Below are 21,712 nucleotides of genomic sequence, written 5' to 3' on the forward strand. Positions count from 1 at the left end.
ACTTGATCGGCTAAGGATCAGGCGCACTTCAGCAGGCAAGGCGGAATATGACAGACCCAATGGACACCTACATGAACACCCTCGTGCCTATGGTGGTCGAACAGACCAGCCGCGGCGAGCGGGCTTACGACATTTTCTCGCGCCTTCTGAAAGAGCGGATCATCTTTCTTAGTGGGCCTGTCCATGACGGCATGTCCAGCCTGATCGTCGCGCAATTGCTGCACCTTGAGGCGGAAAACCCGTCCAAGGAAATCAGCATGTATATCAACAGCCCCGGCGGGGTCGTCACCAGCGGTCTGTCGATCTACGACACGATGCAGTATATCCGGCCCAAGGTATCGACGCTGGTAATCGGCCAAGCGGCCTCGATGGGCTCGCTGCTGTTGACTGCCGGCGCGCCGGGCATGCGGTTCTCGCTGCCCAATAGCCGGATCATGGTTCACCAGCCTTCGGGTGGGTATCAGGGTCAGGCGACCGATATCATGATTCACGCCGAAGAGACGCTGAAGTTGAAAAAGCGCCTTAATGAAATCTACGTGAAACACACCGGCCAGACCCTGAAAAAGGTCGAGGAAGCGCTGGAGCGCGACAACTTCATGTCGCCCGAAGATGCCAAGAAATGGGGCCTCATCGACGAGATTGTCGAGAACCGGACCAAGCCCGAAGAAGACGAAAAGCCCAGCTCGTAAAGGGTGGAGGCGTCAGGCATTGGGCGGGGCATTTTGCGATTGTCGCCGCCCGGTGCCTGCCATAAGCTAAAGAGAACGGCGGCCCGGCACCCGCGCCGGGCCCCGATTGCAACGCACCGCCCGAAAGGTAGATCATGTCGAGTAATTCTGGCAGCGACAGCAAGAACACCCTCTATTGCAGCTTCTGCGGCAAGAGCCAGCATGAGGTGCGCAAGCTTATTGCGGGTCCGACCGTGTTCATCTGCGACGAATGCGTCGAGCTGTGCATGGACATCATCCGCGAGGAAACGCGCACAGCCGGGCTGAAATCGTCCGAAGGCGTTCCCGCCCCGCGCGAGATTTGTGATGTGCTGGACGACTATGTCATCGGTCAGGCTACCGCCAAGAAGGTGCTGTCGGTTGCGGTTCACAACCATTACAAACGCCTGAACAATTCTGGCAAGTCGGGCGATATCGAACTGCAGAAGTCCAACATCATGCTGATCGGCCCGACCGGCTGCGGCAAGACGTTGTTGGCGCAGACGCTGGCGCGAATCTTGGATGTGCCGTTCACGATGGCCGACGCGACCACGCTGACCGAGGCGGGTTATGTCGGCGAAGATGTCGAGAATATCATCCTCAAGCTGCTCCAATCGTCCGAATATAACGTCGAGCGCGCTCAGCGCGGCATCGTTTATATCGACGAGGTCGACAAGATCACGCGTAAGTCCGAAAACCCGTCGATTACCCGTGACGTTTCGGGCGAGGGCGTGCAGCAGGCACTGCTGAAACTGATGGAAGGCACGGTCGCGGCCGTACCGCCGCAGGGCGGGCGCAAGCATCCGCAGCAGGAATTCCTGCAGGTGGACACGACCAATATCCTCTTTATCGTCGGTGGGGCATTCGCCGGTCTGGATAAGATCATTGCCGCGCGCGGCAAGGGTAGTGCGATGGGTTTCGGCGCCGACGTGCGCGATAAGGACGATCGCGGCATCGGCGAAGTGTTCAAGGATCTTGAGCCTGAGGATCTGCTGAAATTCGGCCTTATCCCCGAGTTCGTGGGCCGTCTGCCTGTCATCGCGACGCTTGAGGATCTGGACGAGGACGCGCTGATCACCATCCTGACCCAGCCCAAGAACGCGCTGGTCAAGCAGTATCAGCGCCTCTTTGAGTTGGAGAATGCGAAGCTGACCTTTACCGAGGACGCACTGACAGCCATCGCCAAACGTGCGATCCAGCGCAAAACCGGCGCGCGCGGCCTGCGCTCGATCCTGGAGGATATTCTGCTGGATACGATGTTCGAGCTGCCCAGTATGGAAAACGTCGAAGAGGTCGTGGTCAACGAAGAGGCCGCAACGTCCGCCGCGGCGCCGCTGATGATCTACGCCGAAAGCGCCAAGAAGGAAGGCGCCTCGGCAGGGTGATCCCAGCGAGACCTGAGTAATTTGAGGGGCGGGCCAGTTGGTTCGCTCTTTTTCGTTTTGGCTCAGCGCGTTTGCGCGGCCTTCATTTTGCGCTGCATCAAGCCGCTCAATCCAGCCATCCTACTGGACCTTTGCCAACCGATACGCCATATCTGGGACAACGATTGCCGGAGGACGACATGGGTATTCTCAATTCGCTGCTGCGCTCCGTGACATGGTGGCACGGGCAAACCCTCAACACGCAGTTTTATACTTGGCGCAAGGGCGTGAAGGTGGGCGAGGATGCGCAAGGCAACATCTTTTACCGCTCCAAGGACGGCGCGCGTCGATGGGTCATCTACAATGGCGAGGCCGAGGCAAGCCGGGTTAGTCCGGAATGGCACGGCTGGCTGCATCATACCTATCAGGAGGCGCCGACAGACGCGCCGCTGCCCCGCCAGACATGGGAAAAGCCGCATCTGGAAAACGTGACCGGAACGGCGCTGGCCTATGCGCCGGCCGGATCCATCCGCCGCCGTGACCCCAAACCGCGCAGCGATTACGAGGCGTGGAGCCCCGAATAAGGCGCCCAAAGGCAGAGAGCGGACATGGCTGAAAACAAAAGCGAAATCATTGCTGGCGGCATCGTTTTGGCGGTCGCGCTGGGCTTTGTCGTCTATGCTGGCAAGCTGACCGGAGCATCAGCAGGCACCAGCAGTTACGAGCTGGCCGCGAGTTTCCGGTCGGCTGACGGGATTACGGTCGGCACGGATGTGCGCCTCGCGGGTGTCAAGGTGGGCCGCGTGACGTCGATGGCGCTGGACCCCAAAACGTATCGCGCGGGCACCACTATCAGCGTGGCCGAGGGCATTGAGGTGCCCGACGACAGCGCGCTGGCGATATCGTCCGAGGGCCTACTAGGCGGGAATTATGTCGAAATCCTGCCTGGCGGCTCGCTGATGTATTTCGCGCCCGGCGATCAGATCGAATTCACCCAAGGCTCTGTCAGTCTCGTGTCACTGCTGATGAAATTTGTCGGCGGCGATGACAAAGCGCCTGCCGAATGAGGCTGCTTTCGCTGACCATTGCCATGTTTCTTCCGCTCGCCGCGAGCGCGCAGGAAAATGCCGCCGTTGGCACTGGCGCCGTGCTGCGGGGACTCGAAAAGATTTCGGGCGATGTCATCGATATCACGCTGGGACCGGGCGAGCAGGCGGATTTTGGGCCGCTGACGGTCCAGATGGCCGAGTGTCGCTATCCGCAGGGCGATCCGGCTGCCGACGCGTTTGCCTTTCTAAGCATCCGTGATGAGGGGCAGGATGAACCGATATTCTCGGGCTGGATGATCGCGTCATCGCCCGCGCTGAATGCGTTGGATCATCCGCGCTACGATGTTTGGGTGCTGCGCTGCAAGACTGAGTGAGGCGATGGGTCCAGCCGATAGCGCGTTATCGTCGCAGGCTGTTCCAGTGCCAACGCCAGTTCAGCGCGATAAGCCGCGCGGCTGATCTCGACCGCGCCGAGGCTGGCCAGATGATCGGTGAGGAACTGGGTGTCGAACAGGGTATAGCCGCAGCGCCTGAGGTGATCGACCAGATGCACCAGTGCCAGCTTGGATCCGTTTGCCGCGCGTGAAAACATGCTTTCACCAAAAAACGCAGCCCCGATGGCGACGCCGTAAACACCGCCGATCAACGCGCCGCCTTGCCGGATTTCCAATGAATGTGCGTGACCCAGCGCGTGCAACGCGATGTATTGCGCGCGGATTTCAGCGTTGATCCATGTCTCGGCCCGGTCGGCGCAGGCGTCGACGACGCCAGCGAAATCGGTGTTCAAAGTTGCCTCATACGCGCCGCGTCGCATTACCTTGGCTAGACTGCGCGAGATATGCAGACCGTCCAGCGGCATCACGCCGCGGCGGCGCGGGTCGACCCAGAAAATCTCGGGATCGTCGCGCCCTTCTGACATGGGAAAGATTCCCGAGGCATAGGCGTGCAGCAGCAGTTCGGGCGTCAGCGCAAAATCGGTGTCCTTCATCGAGTGCCTCGCACCTGCGGTTAGCCCCCGCGCAGATTGGTCTCCAGCCAATGCTCCAGCCAGTGGATGTTGTAATCCCCCGTCTGGATGTCCTTTTCCTGCAACAGCGCGTGAAAGAGCGGCACGGTGGTATCTACGCCGTCAATGATCAACTCGCCCAATGCCCGTTTTAGCCGGGCCAGCGCGGCGGGGCGATCGGGGGCGTGCACGATCAGCTTACCGATCAACGAGTCATAATAGGGCGGAATCGTATAGCCATCATAGAGCGCGCTATCCATGCGCACGCCAAGGCCACCGGGCGCGTGAAATTGCGTGATCTTGCCGGGGCGCGGTGCAAAGTCAGGCAGCTTTTCGGCATTGATGCGGACCTCGATCGCGTGGCCGTTGATCGCCAGCTTGTCTTGATCGAATTCCATCTCTTCTCCGGCGGCGACGCGAATCTGTTCGCGGACAAGGTCCACGCCAAAAATCGCCTCGGTGATGGGGTGTTCAACCTGTAGGCGGGTGTTCATCTCGATAAAGTAGAACTCACCGTTTTCGTAGAGAAACTCAACCGTGCCTGCGCCGATATAGTTGATACGGGCCACGGCATCCGCGCAAATATCGCCGATACGCGCGCGCTCTGAGGCGGTGATAGAGGGGCCGGGAGCCTCCTCAAACACCTTCTGGTGGCGCCGCTGAAGCGAGCAGTCCCGCTCGCCTAGATGCACGGCGCGGCCCTTGCCATCGCCAAAGACCTGAATTTCGATATGGCGCGGCGTGGTCAGGTACTTCTCGATGTAAACTTCGTCATTGCCGAAGTTCGATTTGCCCTCGGCGCGGGCGGTCTGGAACGCGCGCTCCATCTCGGCGGCGTTTTGCGCCACCTTCATCCCCTTGCCGCCGCCGCCGGAAGTGGCCTTGATGATGACCGGATAGCCAACCTCTTCGCCGATGCGCTTGGCCTCGGCCAAGGTCGGCACGCCGCCTTCGCTGCCGGGCACGCAAGGCACGCCCAGTTTTTTCATCGTGTCCTTGGCGGTAATTTTATCGCCCATGACGCGGATATGCTCGGCCGTGGGGCCGATGAAGGTCAGGCCGTGATCTTCGACGATCTGCACGAACGCGGCGTTTTCCGACAAGAAGCCATAGCCGGGATGGATCGCCTGTGCGCCAGTCACTTCGCAGGCCGCGATGATCGCGGGGATCGACAGATAACTGTCTGTGGCAGAGGGCGGGCCGATGCACACGCTCTCATCGGCCATGCGCACATGCATCGCGTCGGCGTCGGCAGTGGAATGGACAGCGACCGAGCGGATGCCCATCTCGCGCGCAGCGCGGATGACCCTAAGAGCAATTTCGCCCCGATTGGCGATCAGTATTTTATCGAACATTGCCAGCGCCTTATTCGATTATCATCAGAGGTGCGCCATATTCCACAGCGCCGCCATCCTCGACGAGGATCCGCTTGACCGTGCCGCCGTGTGGGGCGGGGATATGGTTCATCGTCTTCATCGCCTCGATGATCAGCAGGGTGTCGCCCTCGGAAACCTTGTCGCCAACTGACACGAATGAGGGCGCGCCCGGCTCGGCCTGCGTATAGACCGTGCCAACCATGGGCGAAGTGACCGCGCCGGGGTGGCTGGCCGGATCCTCGCCGATTGCCGCGACGGGGGCAGCGGCAGGGCTACCTGCGGGCGCTGCGGCGTGCGGCATCGGAGCCTGCGTTACATATTGCGGCGCTGCCTCGATGCGGCGGCTGACGCGCACGCTCAGGCTGTCATCTTCGCCGTAGTCGCGCTGAACCTCCAGTTCAGTCAGTTCGTTTTCGTTGAGAAGCTCGGCCAGCGCCTTGATAAAGGCGACGTCGTCGTCATGCGTTTTCTTTGGCATTGGTATCCTCGAACGGCTGGCGCCCAGTGTTGGCGCGCTATGATTTCGGCTGCTTATATGTCATGCCGTCGCCATAGAAAACCGGCTTTGTGCAACATGTGCTTTGACGCGGCGGCGGGAATGGCCCAGAGGGATGCTGAATGACGGAACTTTCAGGCAAAACGGCACTGATCACAGGCTCGACCCAAGGGATCGGTCTGGGGATCGCGCGGGCCTTGGCGGCTGCGGGCGCGCGCGTCGCCGTGCATGGTCTGGAGGAGCCGGCGGGCCTTTGCGAAGGTTTAATGCGGGCTGGCGCAGCTGATGCGGTATTCCTGCCCGGCGATTTGCGCAGCGCAGAGGGCGCCGCCGAGTTGATGGAGGGGGCCGCTGCGTGGGGCGACGTCGATATTCTGGTGAACAATGCCGGGATCAATCACGGAAGGCCGCTGGCCGAATTGCCCTATGGCGAATGGTGCGAAGTGCTGCAAATCAACCTCTCGTCCGCCTTTCTGACGATGCAGGCGGCCCTGCCCGGTATGGCGGCGCGTAGGTATGGCCGCGTAGTGAATATCGCTAGTATCCACGGTCTTGTCGGCAACCCGGGCAAGGCGGCCTATGCGGCGGCCAAGGCGGGGATGATCGGTCTGTCCCGCGTCGCGGCGGCTGAATATGCCGAGGCCGGTGACGCTGCGTCTGGCGGCGTGACGGTCAACTGCATCTGCCCCGGCTGGGTCGACACGCCGCTGGTCGCGCCCATGATCGCCCGGCGCGAGGCGGCGCTGGGCACGGGCCGCGAGGCCGCGATCGCGGACCTGCTGGGCGAAAAACAGCCCACCCGCCGCGCTATTGACCCCGCCGAGATTGGCGCGATGGCGCTGTGGCTGTGCAGTCCGCTGGCGCATAACGTCACCGGCACGGCGATGCCCATCGACGGCGGCTGGACGGCGCGGTAGCGCGCGTACGGGTTGCCTTAGGGGCGGTGCGGGCTTAAATGCGGAACATATGCGGTCGCAGCCTACCCGCTCAAAACAAGGACGAGACATGAAGGTTATAGTCATCTGCTCCGGCGGGATGGATTCGGTGGCGTTGGCCCATCGCATCGCCGCGACGGACGAATTGCACGCGCTGCTGTCGTTCGACTATGGCCAGCGCCATTCCAAAGAGTTGGACTATGCCGCTGCCTGTGCGCACCGTCTGGGCGTTGCGCACCATGTCATCGATATCGCGAGCGTTGGCGCGGCGCTCACCGGCTCGGCCCTGACCGACGACATTGATGTGCCCGATGGCCATTACGCCGAAGAAACCATGAAGCTTACCGTCGTGCCCAACCGCAACGCAATCATGCTGGCTATCGCCTTTGGCATGGCCGCAGCGCAAAAAGTGGACGCGGTAGCGACCGCCGTGCATGGGGGCGACCACTTTATCTATCCTGATTGCCGCCCAGATTTCATCGACGCGTTTCAGACGATGGAGGATCGCGCGATGGACGGCTATGCCACGGTGCAACTGCTCACGCCTTATTTGAACGGCTCCAAGGCTGATATTGCGGTGGACGGCGCGAAATACGGAACGCCCTTTGGCGAGACTTGGTCATGCTATAAGGGCGGCGACCTGCATTGTGGGCGCTGCGGCACCTGCGTCGAGCGGCGCGAGGCGTTTCATCTGGCCGGGATCATTGATCCGACGGTTTACGGCGATCCCGATTTTTGGCGCGGCGCGACCGGAACGGAGGGTTAGACCATGTATCGCATTACCAAGGAATTTCATTTCTCGGCCTCCCATCAGCTGTTCGGGCTGCCCGAGGATCACCAATGCGCGCGGTTGCATGGGCATAACTATGTCGCCGTGGTCGAACTGGAGTCCGATACGTTGAACACACATGGCTTTGTGCGCGATTACCTCGAACTGGCCCCGCTCAAGCGCTATATCGACGACGAGTTGGACCACCGCCACCTCAACGACGTTCTGGGCGATGACTGCGTGACGGCCGAGCGGATGGCGAAGCATCTCTATGACTGGTGCGCCGCCCGCTGGCCCGAAACGGCTGCGGTTAAGATCAGCGAAACGCCCAAGACATGGGCCGAATACCGACCATGAGCGAGGCCATACGCATATCGGAAATCTTTGGCCCGACGATACAGGGTGAAGGCGCGCTGATCGGTGTGCCGACGGTGTTTGTGCGCACGGGCGGCTGCGATTATCGCTGCGTGTGGTGCGATAGCCTGCACGCCGTGGATAGCGAGTATCGCCATGACTGGACGCCGATGAGCGCGAGCGCGGTGATGGATGAGGTCCGCCGTCTGTCGGGTGGAGAGCCATTGACCGTCACATTATCGGGGGGCAATCCGGCGATCCAGCCATTGGGTGATCTCATCGCGCTGGGGCGGGGCGAGGGATATGGCTTTGCCCTGGAAACCCAAGGATCGATGGCGAAGGACTGGTTTTCCCAGCTCGACATGCTGGTGCTTAGCCCCAAGCCGCCATCGTCTGAAATGCAGACCGACTGGGCGCTGTTGCAAGAGTGCATTGAGGCAGCCCAAGGCGCGCCGACCGTGTTAAAGATCGTCGTCTTCGACGAAGCCGATTACGCATATGCGGGCGATGTGGCTGCGCGTCATCCGGGGCTGGCGATCTATCTGCAACCGGGTAATCATACGCCCCCGCCGCCCGAAGACGACACGGCTACCGTCGATCAGGACGGAATCGACGCGCGGATGCGCTGGTTGGTGGATCGGGTGATCGCAGATCGCTGGCACGCGGCGCGCGTGCTGCCGCAACTGCATGTGATGCTATGGGGAAACAAGCGCGGCGTGTAGGCCGCTGGAGGGTGCGATATGAGCGAGAGCATTTATGATGGTCTGACACAGCTGGGCGCGAACACCTCGCTGCCGGATGATCCGGCCAAAGCCGAGCTGGAGAGGGTGCAAAACCCGCAGGCGGATGTGGACTACAACGTGCGCTTTGTCGCCCCCGAATTCACGTCGCTGTGCCCGATGACAGGCCAGCCGGATTTCGCGCATCTGGTGATCGACTACGTGCCCGGCGATTGGCTGGTCGAGAGCAAATCGCTGAAGCTGTATCTGGGAAGTTTCCGCAATCACGGCGCGTTCCATGAGGATTGCACGATCAGCATCGGGCGGCGTTTGGCCGAGTTTACCGAGGCAAAATGGCTGCGCATCGGCGGCTATTGGTATCCGCGCGGCGGGATCCCGATCGATGTGTTCTACCAGACCGGCCCAATGCCTGAGGGGCTTTGGATCCCCGACCAAGGCGTGCCGCCCTATCGCGGGCGCGGCTAATGCGTTTCGGGAAAAGCTGTGTCAGCACGAATCCGAAACGCTTTAAGCATATCATCGCCCCACACGCAGACATCCTGTGGGGCGTTTTCGCTTATTGCAGGCTCTTGCGGGTTTCGATCAGATCGTCCACCACGGCCGGATCGGCCAGCGTCGATGTATCGCCAAGCGTATCAAAGTCATTCTCGGCAATTTTGCGCAGGATGCGGCGCATGATCTTGCCTGAACGCGTCTTGGGCAGGCCCGGCGCCCATTGGATGATATCCGGCTTGGCGATGGGGCCGATTTCGCCACGCACCCATTTTTCCAGATCTTTGCGCAGTTCGTCGCTGGGCTCGACCCCGTTCATCAGTGTGACATAGGCATAAATGCCCTGACCTTTGATGTCGTGCGGATATCCGACGACCGCGGCCTCGGCGACACTTTCATGTGCGACGAGTGCGGATTCGACCTCGGCGGTACCCATGCGGTGCCCCGAAACGTTGATGACGTCATCGACGCGGCCCGTGATCCAGTAATAGCCATCTTTGTCGCGTCGGCAGCCGTCGCCGGTGAAATAGTAGCCCTTGTAGTCCGAAAAATACGTCTTTTCGAACCGGTCGTGATCGCCGTAGACGGTGCGCATCTGGCCGGGCCAGCTGTCCTTGATACACAGCACGCCCTCAGCCTCGGTGCTGGTGATTTCCTCGCCGGATGTCGGGTCCAAAATGACAGGCTCGATACCAAAGAACGGCGTGGTGCAGCTACCCGGTTTGGTGGCGGTGGCACCGGGCAGGGGGGTCATCAGGTGGCCGCCGGTTTCAGTCTGCCACCATGTATCGACGATGGGGCAGACACCCTTGCCGACGACCTCGTTATACCAGTTCCACGCTTCGGGATTGATCGGCTCGCCCACGGTGCCCAGCAGCTTGAGCGAGGAGAGATCGCATTTCTCGACGAAATCCTTGCCATGAGCCATCAGCGCGCGAATAGCAGTCGGCGCGGTGTAGAACTGGTTCACCTTGTGCTTTTCGCAGACCTGCCAGAACCGGCTGGCGTCGGGCCAGGTCGGCACGCCCTCGAACATCACAGTGGTCGCGCCGTTCGCGAGGGGGCCGTAGATGATATAGCTGTGGCCCGTGACCCAGCCGACATCGGCGGTACACCAGAAGATGTCGCCATCATGATAATCAAAGTCATATTTATGCGTAAGGCCCGCATAGAGCAGATATCCCGCCGAGCTGTGGACGACGCCCTTTGGCTGTCCGGTCGAGCCGGAAGTGTAGAGGATGAACAGCGGATCCTCCGCATTCATCGGGCGCGCGGGGCAGTCGGGGCTGACCTGCTCCATCTGTGCCTTGACGTCGATGTCGCGCCCGTCGATCCATGTGGTCTGGCCGCCGGTGTGTTTGACCACGAGGCAGCGCACCTTGTCCGAGCAGTGCAGCAGGGCGGCGTCGGCATTAGCTTTCAGCCCGGTCATGCGCCCGCCGCGAGGTGCTTCGTCGGCGGTGATGACGACCTTGGCGCCGGAATTGTTGATGCGGTTGGCCAGCGCGTCGGCAGAGAATCCGGCAAAAACGATGGAATGGACCGCGCCGATGCGCGCGCAGGCCAGCATCGCATAGGCCGCCTCGGGAATCATTGGCAGGTAAATGACGACGCGGTCGCCGCGCATGACGCCTTGGCTCAGCAGCACATTGGCAAAGCGATTCACCTTTTCGTGCAGCTCGTTATAGGTGATGTGCAGCGCGGGCGTCTTGGGATCGTCGGGTTCCCAAATGATGGCGGTCTGATCGCCACGCGTGGCCAGATGCCGGTCGACGCAGTTGGCGGCGACGTTCAGCACGCCATCCTCGAACCAGCGGATATCGACATTGCCCATCTCAAAGGACGTGTTCTTGACCTTGGTAAACGGCTTGATCCAGTCCAGATCTTTTGCATGCTCCGCCCAGAAGCCTTCGGGATCGCTGATCGAGGCCGCGTACATCTCGTCATACTTGGCGGCATCAATATGCGCGTTTTTGGAAAATTCCTTGGACGGAGGATATGTTTTGTCGGACATGGGTATTACCTCTGAAGCTGTTGGTGCAGGCAGATCGGCGCAGGCCGCAAAGCCGCGTCAGATCGCCAGATATTCAGCGCGCAGCTTCTCGTTTTCCAGAACCTCCGCTGCACTACCGTCAAAGACGATGCCGCCGGTGTCAAGGATCACGGCCCTGTCCGACAGTTTCAAAACGCGCACGGCGTTCTGCTCCACGATGATGGTGGTGATGCCCTGCTCCTTGATGATGCGCAGGGTTTTCTCGATCTCGTCGACGATGACGGGGGCGAGGCCCTCGTAAGGCTCATCGAGTAGCAATACCTTAATATCGCGGGCCAATGCGCGCGCGACCGCCAGCATCTGCTGCTCGCCGCCCGAGAGGGTCACGCCCTCTTGCAGGCGGCGCTCTGCGAGGCGGGGGAACAGTTCATAGAGACGCTCGATTGACCAGCCGATGGGTGGCGCAATCTGTGCCAGTTCGAGGTTTTCCTCGACCGTGAGGCCGGGAATGATGCAGCGATCCTCGGGCACAAGGCCGATCCCGGCGACGGCGGCCTCATGGCTGCGCATCTTGTGAAGCGGCTGGTGATCCAGCCAGATTTCGCCATGGGCCAACTGCGGGTTGTCCATGCGGGCGATGGCGCGCAGCGTCGTCGTCTTGCCCGCGCCATTGCGGCCCAGAAGGGCGAGGATCTCGCCCTCGTGGACGTTAAAGCTAATGTCCTGCACGATATAGCTTTCGCCGTAGTAGGCCTGCATTCCCCAAACCGACAGGAATGCGGGGGCGGTTGCGGCCTGATTGGCGTTCTTGGAAAAATCGGGGTTAGCGGTCATGGTGTCGTTCCTCTTGCGGGCGTCTGCGGGGCAGGGCGTGTGTCGTCAGTCGGCGGTTTCGCCGAGGTAAGCCTCGCGCACTTTTGGGTGGCCCTTGATGTTATCCGGCGTGTCCTCGACCAGCGGGCTGCCTTGGGCCAGCACGGTGATCCGCTCGGCGAGGGAAAACACCACATGCATGTCATGCTCGATGATGGCGATGGTGATGTCACGCTCGTCCTTGATCTGTTTCAGCAGATCGATGGTGTTGTTCGTATCCGCCCGCGCCATGCCTGCCGTCGGTTCGTCCAGCAGCAAAAGACGGGGTTCCTGCGCCAGGCACATGCCGATTTCCAGACGCCTTTTGTTGCCGCGCGACATCGCGGCTGAATGGTTGTACCGCTGGTCGGCCATGTTGAGACTCTCCAGCATTTGTTCGGCTTGCTCTATCACGCCGCGTTCGCTGCCGACGCTCTCGATTGCGTGCATCCGAAAGGCGCCGTCACGTTTGGCAAAGATCGGGATCATCATGTTCTCCAGCACGGTCAGATCGCCGAATATCTCGGGTGTCTGAAATACGCGGGAAATACCCATCTGGTTGATCTGATAAGGCTTGCGCCCCAGCACCGACTGGCCGTCGAACATCACTGACCCCGTATCTGGGATCAGCTTGCCCACCAGCACGTTTAGCAGCGTGGATTTGCCCGCGCCGTTTGGGCCGATGATGGCGTGGACGGTGTTCTCGGCGATGCTGAGGTTCACGTCCCCCAGCGCCTGAAGGCCGCCGAAACGCTTGTTCACGTTCTTGACTTCGAGAATGCCCATAGTCGCGTTTCCTTATTCAGCCGGAGTGGTTTGATCGGACGGTTTGGCGCGTTTGCCGCGGACAAGGCGCGAGATCCGCTGCCCGCCCTCGACCAGACCGCCGGGAAGGAAGATGACGACCAGCATGAAAACGATGCCCAGTGTCAGGTGCCAGCCCTTGCCGACGAAGGGGTAGATCAGCGTTACCAGCAGATCCTCCAGCCCGTCGGGCATCCACGAGAACCATTTATGCAGGATGCCGGCGTTGATCTTGGAAATGATGTTTTCCATGTATTTGATCAGACCAGCGCCCAGAACCGGGCCGATCAGCGTACCGGCACCGCCGAGGATGGTCATCAGGACGACCTCGCCGCTGGCGGTCCAGAACATCCGCTCGGGGCCGACCTGCGTGTCCATTGCCACCATCAGGCCACCGGCAAGACCGGCATACATGCCCGAAATGACGAAGGCGGCCAGCGCATAGGGGCGCGCATTTAGGCCGGTATAAGTCATGCGGGTATTGTTGCTTTTGATTGCGCGCAGCATCATGCCAAACGGCGAGCGAAAGATGCGGATCGACAGGTAGAATGCCAGGATCAGCGTTACGGCAGCGATGTAATACCCTGCGTTGAAGGTGAATTGCCACCCGCCGAAAAACAGATCCAAGCTGGCCGTCATGTCGAGGCCAAAGAGGTTTGCATCCGCGCGTTCGCCCTGCGCCAGTGCGCCGTCGAGGATGCGTGCATCGCTCAGCTTCAGTTGCAGGCCCGTCTCGCCGCCGGTGATGGGGGTCAGCACCGAATAGGCCAGTGCGTAGGACATCTGTGCGAAGGCCAGCGTGAGGATGGCAAAGTAGATGCCAGAGCGGCGCAGCGAGATAAAGCCAACCACCAGCGCGAAAAGCCCCGCAACGACGATCGACATGATGATGCCGGGGATGATGTTGGTCGTCAGCAGCTTCATCATCCAGATCGCGGCGTAGCTGCCCACCCCCAGAAACGCGGCATGACCAAAGCTAAGATAGCCAGTCAGGCCAAAGAGGATATTAAACCCGATGGCAAAGATGCCAAAGATGACAAAGCGTTGCATCAGGTCGGGATAGCCAGCGTTGAATTGTGCCATGCCGGAGTTTACCGGAAACGGGTTAAGGATGAAGGGTGCCAGCAGTGCCAGCACCGTGACCAGCCCCAGCATAAGGGCGTCTTTGCGTGTCAGTCCTAGCATTGTTTAATCCTCCATCACGCCTTTGCGGCCCATCAGGCCACGTGGACGGGTCAGCAAAATGATGATCGCGACCAGGTAGATGACGATCTGGTTAATTCCCGGCAGCACTTCGAGCACCTCGGACATCGAGGCAAAACTTTCGAGGATGCCCAAAAGGAACCCCGCCAGCACCGCACCCGGCAGGCTGCCCATGCCGCCGACGACGACGACGACAAAGCTAAGCACGAGAAAATCCATGCCCATGTGATAGTTGGGACTGTTGATAGGCGCATACATCACGCCAGCAAGGCCCGCGACGGCGGCGGCAATGCCGAACATGATGGTGAACCGCTTGTCGATATTGATGCCCAGCAGGCCCACAGTCTCGCGGTCAGCCATGCCTGCGCGCACGACCATCCCGAAGGTGGTGAACCGCAGGAAGGCAAAGACAGCACCGATGATGACCAGCGAAAAGGCAAAGTAGACGAGGCGCCAGTAGGGGTAGATGATCGAATTGGCGTCCATCCCCAAAAACGCGCCGAAATCAAACGAGCCGCGGAATACGCTGGGTGCGGGCGTCGGGATCGGGTTGGCGCCGTAGTAGAATTTGATGACTTCCTGAAGCACAATGGCAAGGCCGAACGTCACCAGGATCTGGTCGGCATGGGGGCGCTTGTAGAAATGCTTGATCAGGCCGCGTTCCATGATGACGCCGATGGCGATCATGACGGGAATTGCGAATAGAATCGACAGCGGCACGGCCCAGTCGATCATGAAATCCCCGGCACTTTGGCCGACGATACTATGGATATAGGGCACGTCCACCTTCATCGGATTGCCGAGGAAGTCGGTGCGCGTTTCGTCAATTACTACGTGGCTGAATGTCAGGATGCGGCTGAGCGTGACGGCGCAAAAGGCACCGATCATGAACAAAGCGCCGTGGGCAAAATTGACCACCCCCAGCGTGCCAAAGATCAATGTCAGACCGAGGGCGATCAGCGCGTAGGCCGACCCCTTGTCCAGTCCATTGAGGATTTGCAGGATTATCGCATCCATTGTCTGCCTCGCATGTCAGAAAAGTGCCCGGCGAAAATGGCCGGTCTGGCCCTGATGGGGGGCCCTCGCGTGCTTGAAAACGGCCGCCCCGGCATGGGGGCGGCCCTCAATTCGCTTATGCGCCGTCGTTGCAATCGCCCAGCGTTGCCGCAGCACCACCGAATTCGGGGGCGTCGGGGGCGTAGGTCACTTGCTCGGCGGGCGTCACTTCGACGATTTCGACCAGGTCGAACTCGTTCTCGGGGTTCTCCTTGCCGCGCACCACGACCACGTCCTTGAAGCACTGGTGATCTTCGCCGCGGTAGAGGGTCGGGCCATTGCCCAGACCGTCGAACTCGAAGCCTTCGAGCGCTTCGACCACCGCGCAGGGGGCAAAGCTGCCCGCACGCTCGACCGCATCGGCATAAAGCATGGTCTGCACGTAGCAGGTATGCGCTGCCTGGCTGGGCGGGAAGCCATATTTTTCGCCGAAGGATTTGACGAAGGCGTCAGAGCCGACATAGCGGGCGCCCTTTTCCTTTTCCAGTTTCCAGTCCCAGTTCTGCGACCCAAAGATACCTGCGACGGCCTTGCCCGCGCCGCGTGCCATCAGCTCGGAATAGAGCGGCACGACGATTTCGAACTTCTTGTCGTTGACCATCTTGTCGCGCAGGCCGAACTGGACGGCGTTGGTCAGCGAGTTAACCATGTTGTTGCCGTAGTGGTTCAGCACCAGCACGTCCGCGTCCGATTGCAGAACGGGCGTGATATAGGCGCTGAAGTCGGTCTGGGTCAGCGGGGTCTTGACCGCGTTCACGGTCTCCCAGCCCAAGGCCTCGGTCGAGTTGCGCACGGCCTCTTCTGTGGTGTAGCCCCAGTTGTAGTCGGCGGTCAGGTGATAGGCCTTCCGGTCGGTGCCGTAGGCATTCGCCAGAACGGGCGCAAGCGCCGCGCCGGACATCCAGCTGTTAAAGAAGTGACGGAAACCGTTGGCCTTGCGGTCTTTGCCGGTCGTGTCATTCGAGTGGGTGAGACCGGCCATGAAGATGATGCCAGCCTCTTGGCACAGGGCCTGAACGGCTACGGCCACGCCCGAGGATGAACCGCCGGTGATCACGACCGCGCCGTCTTTTTCGATCATCGACTTGGCCGATGCGCGCGCTGCGTCAGATTTGGTCTGGGTGTCGCCGGTGACGTAATCCACCTTCTTGCCCATGATACCATTGCCTTGCAGCGCCTTCGAGCTGAAGGTCTGCATCATGCCGCCATCGCCTTCGCCGTTCAGATGCTCGACCGCCAGCTTGTATGCGCGCAGTTCGTCCGCGCCCTCATCGGCGTAGGGGCCGGATTGCGGGACGTTAAAGCCTAACGTGACGCTGCTGGCATTGGTGGGGTCGTTGGCAAATGCCGAAACGCTCGACGCGGTGAAAATTGTCGGAACGGCCAGGCCGGCACCTGCGACGGCGCTGGTTTTCAGCAGACCGCGGCGGGTAAAATTGGATGTGGACATAAAAATCCTCCCTGTTTGACTAATCACGACACACGCCTCCTCCGCGGGTTGCCGGATCGCACTTTGTGCAAATGTACTATGGCACGACGCAAGAAAACTTCTCAACAACTGCCTTTTGCAAAACAATTATTTTGTAAATTTTTGCACACAGCACCCGAAATTTGTGTAAATATTTGTCAAGAGGGGAGAAACGGCATTGATTCAAAAAGAAAATGACGCGGCGGAGAGCACCGGTGTAGGCACCATGACTGGCACCCGCATCCGCGAGCGGCGGCTGGCGCGTGGTCTGGCGCAGGGCGCGCTGGCGCGGCAGGCGGGAATATCGCCCTCCTATCTCAATTTGATTGAGCACAACCGACGTAGAATCGGGGGCGGCATCCTCTTGCGCCTCGCGGCCGCGCTGGAGGTCGACGCACAGGCGCTGGCCCATGGCGGCGAGGCGGCGCTGATGGCCGGTCTTCGCGAAGCGGCTGGCGAACGGCCAGAGCGGCCCGAACCACAGGATGCCCAAGGCCCCGCGCCTGAACTAAGCCGGGTCGATGAGTTTGCAGGCCGGTTTCCCGGCTGGGCGCAGCTGCTGGTCGATACGCTGCGCCGTGCGCAGGAATCGGCGCGTCACGCCGACGCGCTGACTGATCGGCTGGCGCATGACCCACATCTGGCCGCGTCGTTGCACGAGGTGCTGTCGGTCGTCACCGCCATCCGTTCGACCGCGTCGATCCTGACCGACACGGCTGAGCTGGAGCCGGAATGGCAGGCGCGCTTTCACCGAAACCTTGGCGAGGATAGCCAGCGTCTGGCCGAAGAAGCCAAACGTCTAGTGCGTTATCTGGACGACGGGCCGGGCGCGGGCCGCGATATCCTGTCGCCGCAGGACGAGTTGGACAGGTTTCTGGGCGCGCATGATTTCCGCTTTGCCGGGCTTGAGGATGGGTTGGGGTCCGATGGCGATATCGACGCGCTTTTGGTTAGGGCCGAGCTGGAGCCCGGCACAGGCGCGCACACGCTCGCCAAGGCTGCGCTGAGACGCTACCGTGCCGATGCGCTGGCCTTGCCCAAGGCGAACCTGAAGGATGCGTTGGCGCGCAGCGGCGTCGCGCCGCTGGCGCTGGCGCAGGATCTTGATGTGCCACTGGCGCTGATATTTCGCCGCCTCGCCGCCATGCCAGAGGAGATGGTCGGCCCTGTCGGGCTGGTCAGCGTCGATGCGTCCGGCGCCATCCTCGGACTAAAGCCGCTGGCAGGATTCACGATCACACGCCTCGCGGGGGACTGCGCGCTCTGGCCGATCTTTCGCGCAGCGGCGCAGCCGGGCATGGCGCTGCGCCAGCGGCTGATTCAACCTGATCGAGATGCGCGCGCGGTGCTGGCTCTGACGGCTTGCGAAGAGGCCGCGCCGGGCCGCTTTAACATGCCACCGCTGATGCGCAGCTACATGCTGCTTTTGCCGGACGAGGGCGAGGTTTCGGGCGAGGTGGTGGGCGAGGGCGGCGCGCCGTTGGAGGTCGGTACGTCCTGCCGGATCTGTCCGCGCGTCGCCTGCGTCGCCCGGTGTGAGCCGTCGATCCTGCCGGAGACGCCCACATACATTGAGTCAAGTTTTTGACACCGCGCGAACGTTGCCCAATAGTGGCGCGAAACCGCAAATGCAAAAGGGGACGCGCTGAATGGCCAGGCAGGTGCTGTTGATCGAGGACGAGCCAAACATCATTGAGGCGATCAGCTTTATTCTGTCGCGGGACGGCTGGGATGTGCGCACCCATTCCGGCGGCGAAAATGCGATGGAGATCGTGCGCGCGCGCCAGCCCGATCTGATCATCCTCGACGTGATGCTGCCGCATCGCTCGGGGTTTGAGCTGCTGACTGATATCCGCGCCGATCCCGACCTGGGGCAGACGCCCGTTTTGATGCTGACCGCACGTGGCCAGCGCAAGGATCGCGAGATGGCTGAACGCGCGGGCGCGAGCCTTTTTATGACCAAGCCCTTTTCAAACGCCGAGATGCTGGAGGCCGTGCGAACCCTCGCGAGCGACGCAGCATGATCGAACGGCAGGGCCCAGTGTCTGCGCCAACCCAAGGCCGCGCCGTGTTCGTCGCGCGCAGCACCTACAGGCATCGCCGGATGATCGACGCGGCCGCCCTGCTGCCGATCCTCGGCGCGCTCCTTTTTGTGCTGCCGCTCTTGTGGTTGGGAGCTGGCGGCGCCGCGCCGCGCACGTCGCATGTGATGATCTACATCTTTGCCGTGTGGGCGGTGCTGGTGATTCTGTCGGCGGCCATTACCCGCAATCTGCGTGCGGTCCCCGAGGCGCGTGACGACGACGACGACGCGGACGGCGAAGACGTGCGGCAGGGCTGATGGCCACTCTCAACATCCTCGTCGCGGTCTGCGTGGCCTATGTGGTGTTCCTGTTCGCAGTCGCCTTCGTCGCCGACCGCGCGGCGCGGCGGGGGCGGGGCGCATGGCTGCGTTCGCCGCTGGTCTATACGCTGTCGCTGTCGATCTACTGCACCGCGTGGACGTTTTATGGCGCCGTCGGCTTTGCCGCGCGCTCGGGGTTAGAATACGTCACCATCTATCTTGGCCCGAGTCTGGTGATGATCGGATGGTGGTGGACCCTGCGCAAAATGGTGCGCGTGGGCCGCAGCCAGCGCATCACGTCGATTGCCGATATGATCTCATCCCGCTACGGAAAATCCAACCTGCTGGCCGTCTGCGTCACCGTTCTGGCCGTAGTCGGCACGACGCCCTATATTGCGCTGCAACTGCAATCGGTGACGCTGTCCTTCGCCGCGTTTTCGCCAGCAGGGCCGGAGGGGGGGCGGTCGGTTCAGTCCATCGCGATCTATGTCGCGCTGGGCCTGACGCTGTTCACCATCCTCTTTGGCACCCGCAACCTCGACGCGAACGAGCGACACCATGGCGTCGTTATCGCCATCGCGCTAGAGGCAGTGGTCAAGCTGCTGGCCCTGCTCGCGGTCGGCATCTTTGTCGTGTGGGGGCTGGAGGGCGGTCTGAGTGAAACGCTGGCGCGCATCGACGCATCGCCCATCACCGCGTTCGACGTGTCGGGCAGCCGCTGGACCGCGCTGACACTGTTGTCGGCGGCGGCGTTCCTGTGCCTGCCGCGCATGTTTCAGGTCATGGTGGTCGAGAATGAGGACGAGGGCCATCTGCGCACGGCCGCCTGGGCCTTTCCGCTCTATCTGATGCTGATCAGCCTTTTCGTGGTGCCTATCGCCGCTGTCGGCCTGCACTTGATGCCAGAGGGGTCGAACCCGGATCTCTATGTGCTGAACTTGCCCTTGTTCGCGGGGCAGGATGGGCTTGCGATCCTGTCGTTCCTTGGTGGTTTCTCCTCGGCGACGTCGATGGTGATCGTCGCGGCGATTGCCCTATCGACGATGGTGTCGAACCATATCGTCATGCCGATCTGGCTGCGCATGACCGGGGGCGCGGCAATGATGTCGGGCGACGTGCGGCATGTGGCGCTGTTGGCACGGCGGCTATCCATCGGGGGGGTAGTCCTGCTGGGATACCTCTACTTTCGCCTTTCCGGCGGGGGCACGGCATTGGCGGCGATCGGCCTCGTTGCCTTTGCCGGGGTGGCGCAATTCCTTCCGGCGCTGATGGGCGGGCTGATCTGGCGCGGTGCCACGCGCAACGGGGCGCTGGCGGGGCTGAGCATTGGATTTGCGCTGTGGCTCTATTGCCTCTTTCTGCCCAGCTTTGGCGCCGGGGTGATCCTGCCGCAGCACGTGTTCGACGCGGGGCTGTTCGGGCTATCCTGGCTGCGCCCGCAGGCGATGTTCTGGACCGGGGGGATGGACCCGCTGGTACATGCCGTTATGTGGTCGATGGGGCTGAACACCGCCGCCTTCTGCACCGTGTCGATCCTCAGCTTTCCGCGCCCGGTCGAGAGGCTGCAGGGCGCGCAGTTCGTCAACGTGTTCGAGCATTCGCAAAGACCTGGAAGCTGGACCGGCGGCCTTGGTCAGTCCGAAGACCTGTTGATTATGTCTCAGCGCATAATGGGCGCGGCTGAGGCGCAGCAGCTGTTTTCGCGCGCCGCCCGCCGTCAGGGTCTGAGCGGCTACCTGCCCGAACCGTCGCCGGAGTTTCTTGAATGGCTTGAGCGGCGTTTGTCGGGATCCGTCGGCGCGGCTACGGCGCATGCGATGATCAGCCAGATCGTTGGGCGCGCCACCGTCTCGGTCGAGGATCTGCTGGCCGTCGCAGATGAGACCGCGCAGATCATGGAGCATTCCAGCCAGCTCGAGGCGAAATCGGCCGAGCAGGCAAGGACCGCCCGCCAGCTGCGCGAAGTGAACGAAAAGCTGACCCAGCTATCGGTGCAGAAGGACGGCTTTCTCAGTCAGGTCAGCCATGAGCTACGCACGCCGATGACGTCGATCCGTGCCTTTTCCGAGATCCTGCGCGATGGTGGGCTGAATGAAGACGAACAGCAGAAATACGCGTCGATCATCCACGCCGAGTCGCTGCGCCTGACGCGGCTGTTAGACGATCTGCTGGACCTTTCGGTTCTGGAGTCGGGGCAGGTGGTGCTGAACGCACAGACCGGCACACTGGCCGAAGTGCTGGACCGGGCAGTCGCCGCCACGGCGGGCGATATACCCGGTCGGCTGCGTATTCAGCGTGATCCGGCCAGTGAGGCAGTGCACCTCAGCACAGATATGGACCGCTTGGCGCAGGTTTTCATCAATCTGATCGCAAATGCGCGCAAATACTGCGATGCGCCCGCGCCGGTCCTCGACGTCCGCGCCAAAACGGACGAGACGGGGCTGGTGATCGATTTTGTCGACAACGGTACTGGCATTCCGATCAAGGACGAGGCGCTGATTTTCGAGAAATTCTCGCGCCTCGGCGAGACGCGCGCACCGGGTGCCGGGCTGGGCCTCGCCATCTGCCGCGAGATCATGCACCGGCTGGGTGGCACGATCAGCTACCTGCCGGGGCAGGGCGGTGCGGCGTTCCGCGTGACCCTGCCGCGCGGCGTGGCTTAAAGCGTTTCCATATTACGGGCGTGTGCGGCAAATCTGAATTC

At 61.5% G+C, this 21,712-nt stretch carries 23 protein-coding genes; 14 read left to right on the plus strand and 9 right to left on the minus strand.

Features of this window, described 5'->3' with window-relative positions; genetic code table 11:
• Positions 1-47 precede the first annotated feature (47 nt).
• From U3654_RS01540 to U3654_RS01560, 5 genes are all read left to right on the plus strand, one after another.
• Complete coding sequence (locus U3654_RS01540; protein WP_324753605.1) at positions 48-689, plus strand: ATP-dependent Clp protease proteolytic subunit; 642 nt, start codon at positions 48-50, stop codon at positions 687-689.
• Positions 690-823: 134 nt separating this feature from the next.
• Positions 824-2,092, plus strand: coding sequence for an ATP-dependent Clp protease ATP-binding subunit ClpX (gene clpX / locus U3654_RS01545; RefSeq protein ID WP_324753606.1), 1,269 nt, complete (start codon positions 824-826; stop codon positions 2,090-2,092).
• A gap of 179 nt (positions 2,093-2,271) precedes the next feature.
• A complete protein-coding gene (locus tag U3654_RS01550; protein WP_324753607.1) occupies positions 2,272-2,655 on the plus strand; it encodes an NADH:ubiquinone oxidoreductase subunit NDUFA12 in 384 nt (127 codons plus the stop codon).
• A gap of 24 nt (positions 2,656-2,679) precedes the next feature.
• On the plus strand, positions 2,680-3,138 hold the full coding sequence (mlaD, locus tag U3654_RS01555) for an outer membrane lipid asymmetry maintenance protein MlaD (RefSeq protein ID WP_324753608.1): 459 nt from the start codon (positions 2,680-2,682) through the stop codon (positions 3,136-3,138).
• Positions 3,135-3,494: a DUF2155 domain-containing protein gene (locus U3654_RS01560; RefSeq protein WP_324753609.1), complete on the plus strand. Its 360-nt coding sequence runs from the start codon at positions 3,135-3,137 to the stop codon at positions 3,492-3,494. The genes mlaD and U3654_RS01560 overlap by 4 nt, the downstream gene beginning before the upstream one ends.
• Here the strand turns inward: U3654_RS01560 and aat are convergent.
• From aat to accB, 3 genes are read right to left on the minus strand one after another with little or no spacing between them, the layout of a single operon-like run.
• The gene (gene aat / locus U3654_RS01565) at positions 3,458-4,108 is read right to left on the minus strand and encodes a leucyl/phenylalanyl-tRNA--protein transferase (protein ID WP_324753610.1); all 651 of its coding nucleotides are present in this window, start codon (positions 4,106-4,108) and stop codon (positions 3,458-3,460) included. The genes U3654_RS01560 and aat overlap by 37 nt on opposite strands.
• 20 nt (positions 4,109-4,128) lie before the next feature.
• Complete coding sequence (accC, locus tag U3654_RS01570; protein WP_324753611.1) at positions 4,129-5,481, minus strand: acetyl-CoA carboxylase biotin carboxylase subunit; 1,353 nt, start codon at positions 5,479-5,481, stop codon at positions 4,129-4,131.
• Positions 5,482-5,491: 10 nt separating this feature from the next.
• The gene (gene accB / locus U3654_RS01575) at positions 5,492-5,980 is read right to left on the minus strand and encodes an acetyl-CoA carboxylase biotin carboxyl carrier protein (RefSeq protein ID WP_324753612.1); all 489 of its coding nucleotides are present in this window, start codon (positions 5,978-5,980) and stop codon (positions 5,492-5,494) included.
• A 140-nt stretch (positions 5,981-6,120) separates the two neighbouring features.
• Here accB and U3654_RS01580 point away from each other — a divergent pair, with 140 nt between their 5' ends.
• The 5 genes from U3654_RS01580 to queF all read left to right on the plus strand — a co-directional run bounded on the left by U3654_RS01580 (position 6,121) and on the right by queF (position 9,261).
• Entirely contained in the window at positions 6,121-6,915 is a 795-nt protein-coding gene (locus U3654_RS01580) for an SDR family oxidoreductase (protein ID WP_324753613.1), read from the plus strand.
• An 88-nt stretch (positions 6,916-7,003) separates the two neighbouring features.
• Positions 7,004-7,699: a 7-cyano-7-deazaguanine synthase QueC gene (gene queC, locus U3654_RS01585; protein ID WP_324753614.1), complete on the plus strand. Its 696-nt coding sequence runs from the start codon at positions 7,004-7,006 to the stop codon at positions 7,697-7,699.
• 3 nt (positions 7,700-7,702) lie between these two features.
• Complete coding sequence (locus tag U3654_RS01590) at positions 7,703-8,059, plus strand: 6-pyruvoyl tetrahydropterin synthase family protein (protein WP_324753615.1); 357 nt, start codon at positions 7,703-7,705, stop codon at positions 8,057-8,059.
• Positions 8,056-8,778 (plus strand): 7-carboxy-7-deazaguanine synthase QueE, encoded by a 723-nt coding sequence (gene queE, locus U3654_RS01595; protein WP_324753616.1) that lies wholly within the window; start codon positions 8,056-8,058, stop codon positions 8,776-8,778. Before U3654_RS01590 ends, queE begins: the two co-directional genes overlap by 4 nt.
• Before the next feature lie 18 nt (positions 8,779-8,796).
• Complete coding sequence (gene queF, locus U3654_RS01600) at positions 8,797-9,261, plus strand: preQ(1) synthase (RefSeq protein WP_324753617.1); 465 nt, start codon at positions 8,797-8,799, stop codon at positions 9,259-9,261.
• Between the two features lie 91 nt (positions 9,262-9,352).
• On the opposite strand, the gene acs is transcribed toward queF, so the two are convergent.
• The 6 genes from acs to U3654_RS01630 all read right to left on the minus strand — a co-directional run bounded on the left by acs (position 9,353) and on the right by U3654_RS01630 (position 16,646).
• The gene (gene acs / locus U3654_RS01605; RefSeq protein ID WP_324753618.1) at positions 9,353-11,302 is read right to left on the minus strand and encodes an acetate--CoA ligase; all 1,950 of its coding nucleotides are present in this window, start codon (positions 11,300-11,302) and stop codon (positions 9,353-9,355) included.
• Positions 11,303-11,359: 57 nt separating this feature from the next.
• On the minus strand, positions 11,360-12,115 hold the full coding sequence (locus tag U3654_RS01610) for an ABC transporter ATP-binding protein (protein ID WP_324753619.1): 756 nt from the start codon (positions 12,113-12,115) through the stop codon (positions 11,360-11,362).
• 45 nt (positions 12,116-12,160) lie between these two features.
• Positions 12,161-12,919 (minus strand): ABC transporter ATP-binding protein, encoded by a 759-nt coding sequence (locus U3654_RS01615; protein WP_324753620.1) that lies wholly within the window; start codon positions 12,917-12,919, stop codon positions 12,161-12,163.
• Between the two features lie 12 nt (positions 12,920-12,931).
• A complete protein-coding gene (locus tag U3654_RS01620; RefSeq protein ID WP_324753621.1) occupies positions 12,932-14,122 on the minus strand; it encodes a branched-chain amino acid ABC transporter permease in 1,191 nt (396 codons plus the stop codon).
• A 3-nt stretch (positions 14,123-14,125) separates the two neighbouring features.
• Complete coding sequence (locus U3654_RS01625; RefSeq protein WP_324753622.1) at positions 14,126-15,157, minus strand: branched-chain amino acid ABC transporter permease; 1,032 nt, start codon at positions 15,155-15,157, stop codon at positions 14,126-14,128.
• 115 nt (positions 15,158-15,272) lie between these two features.
• Complete coding sequence (locus tag U3654_RS01630; RefSeq protein ID WP_324753623.1) at positions 15,273-16,646, minus strand: substrate-binding protein; 1,374 nt, start codon at positions 16,644-16,646, stop codon at positions 15,273-15,275.
• 244 nt (positions 16,647-16,890) lie between these two features.
• Here U3654_RS01630 and U3654_RS01635 point away from each other — a divergent pair, with 244 nt between their 5' ends.
• The 4 genes from U3654_RS01635 to U3654_RS01650 all read left to right on the plus strand — a co-directional run bounded on the left by U3654_RS01635 (position 16,891) and on the right by U3654_RS01650 (position 21,671).
• Entirely contained in the window at positions 16,891-18,252 is a 1,362-nt protein-coding gene (locus U3654_RS01635) for a helix-turn-helix domain-containing protein (protein WP_324753624.1), read from the plus strand.
• Between the two features lie 61 nt (positions 18,253-18,313).
• The gene (locus U3654_RS01640; RefSeq protein ID WP_324753625.1) at positions 18,314-18,688 is read left to right on the plus strand and encodes a response regulator; all 375 of its coding nucleotides are present in this window, start codon (positions 18,314-18,316) and stop codon (positions 18,686-18,688) included.
• Positions 18,689-18,732: 44 nt separating this feature from the next.
• Positions 18,733-19,005, plus strand: coding sequence for a hypothetical protein (locus tag U3654_RS01645; protein WP_324753626.1), 273 nt, complete (start codon positions 18,733-18,735; stop codon positions 19,003-19,005).
• On the plus strand, positions 19,005-21,671 hold the full coding sequence (locus tag U3654_RS01650) for an ATP-binding protein (protein ID WP_324753627.1): 2,667 nt from the start codon (positions 19,005-19,007) through the stop codon (positions 21,669-21,671). The genes U3654_RS01645 and U3654_RS01650 overlap by 1 nt, the downstream gene beginning before the upstream one ends.
• The last annotated feature ends 41 nt before the right edge of the window (positions 21,672-21,712 follow it).

Origin of the sequence: Roseovarius sp. Pro17, from assembly GCF_035599575.1 — a bacterium.
In the GTDB taxonomy this organism is placed as follows: Bacteria; Pseudomonadota; Alphaproteobacteria; order Rhodobacterales; family Rhodobacteraceae; genus Roseovarius.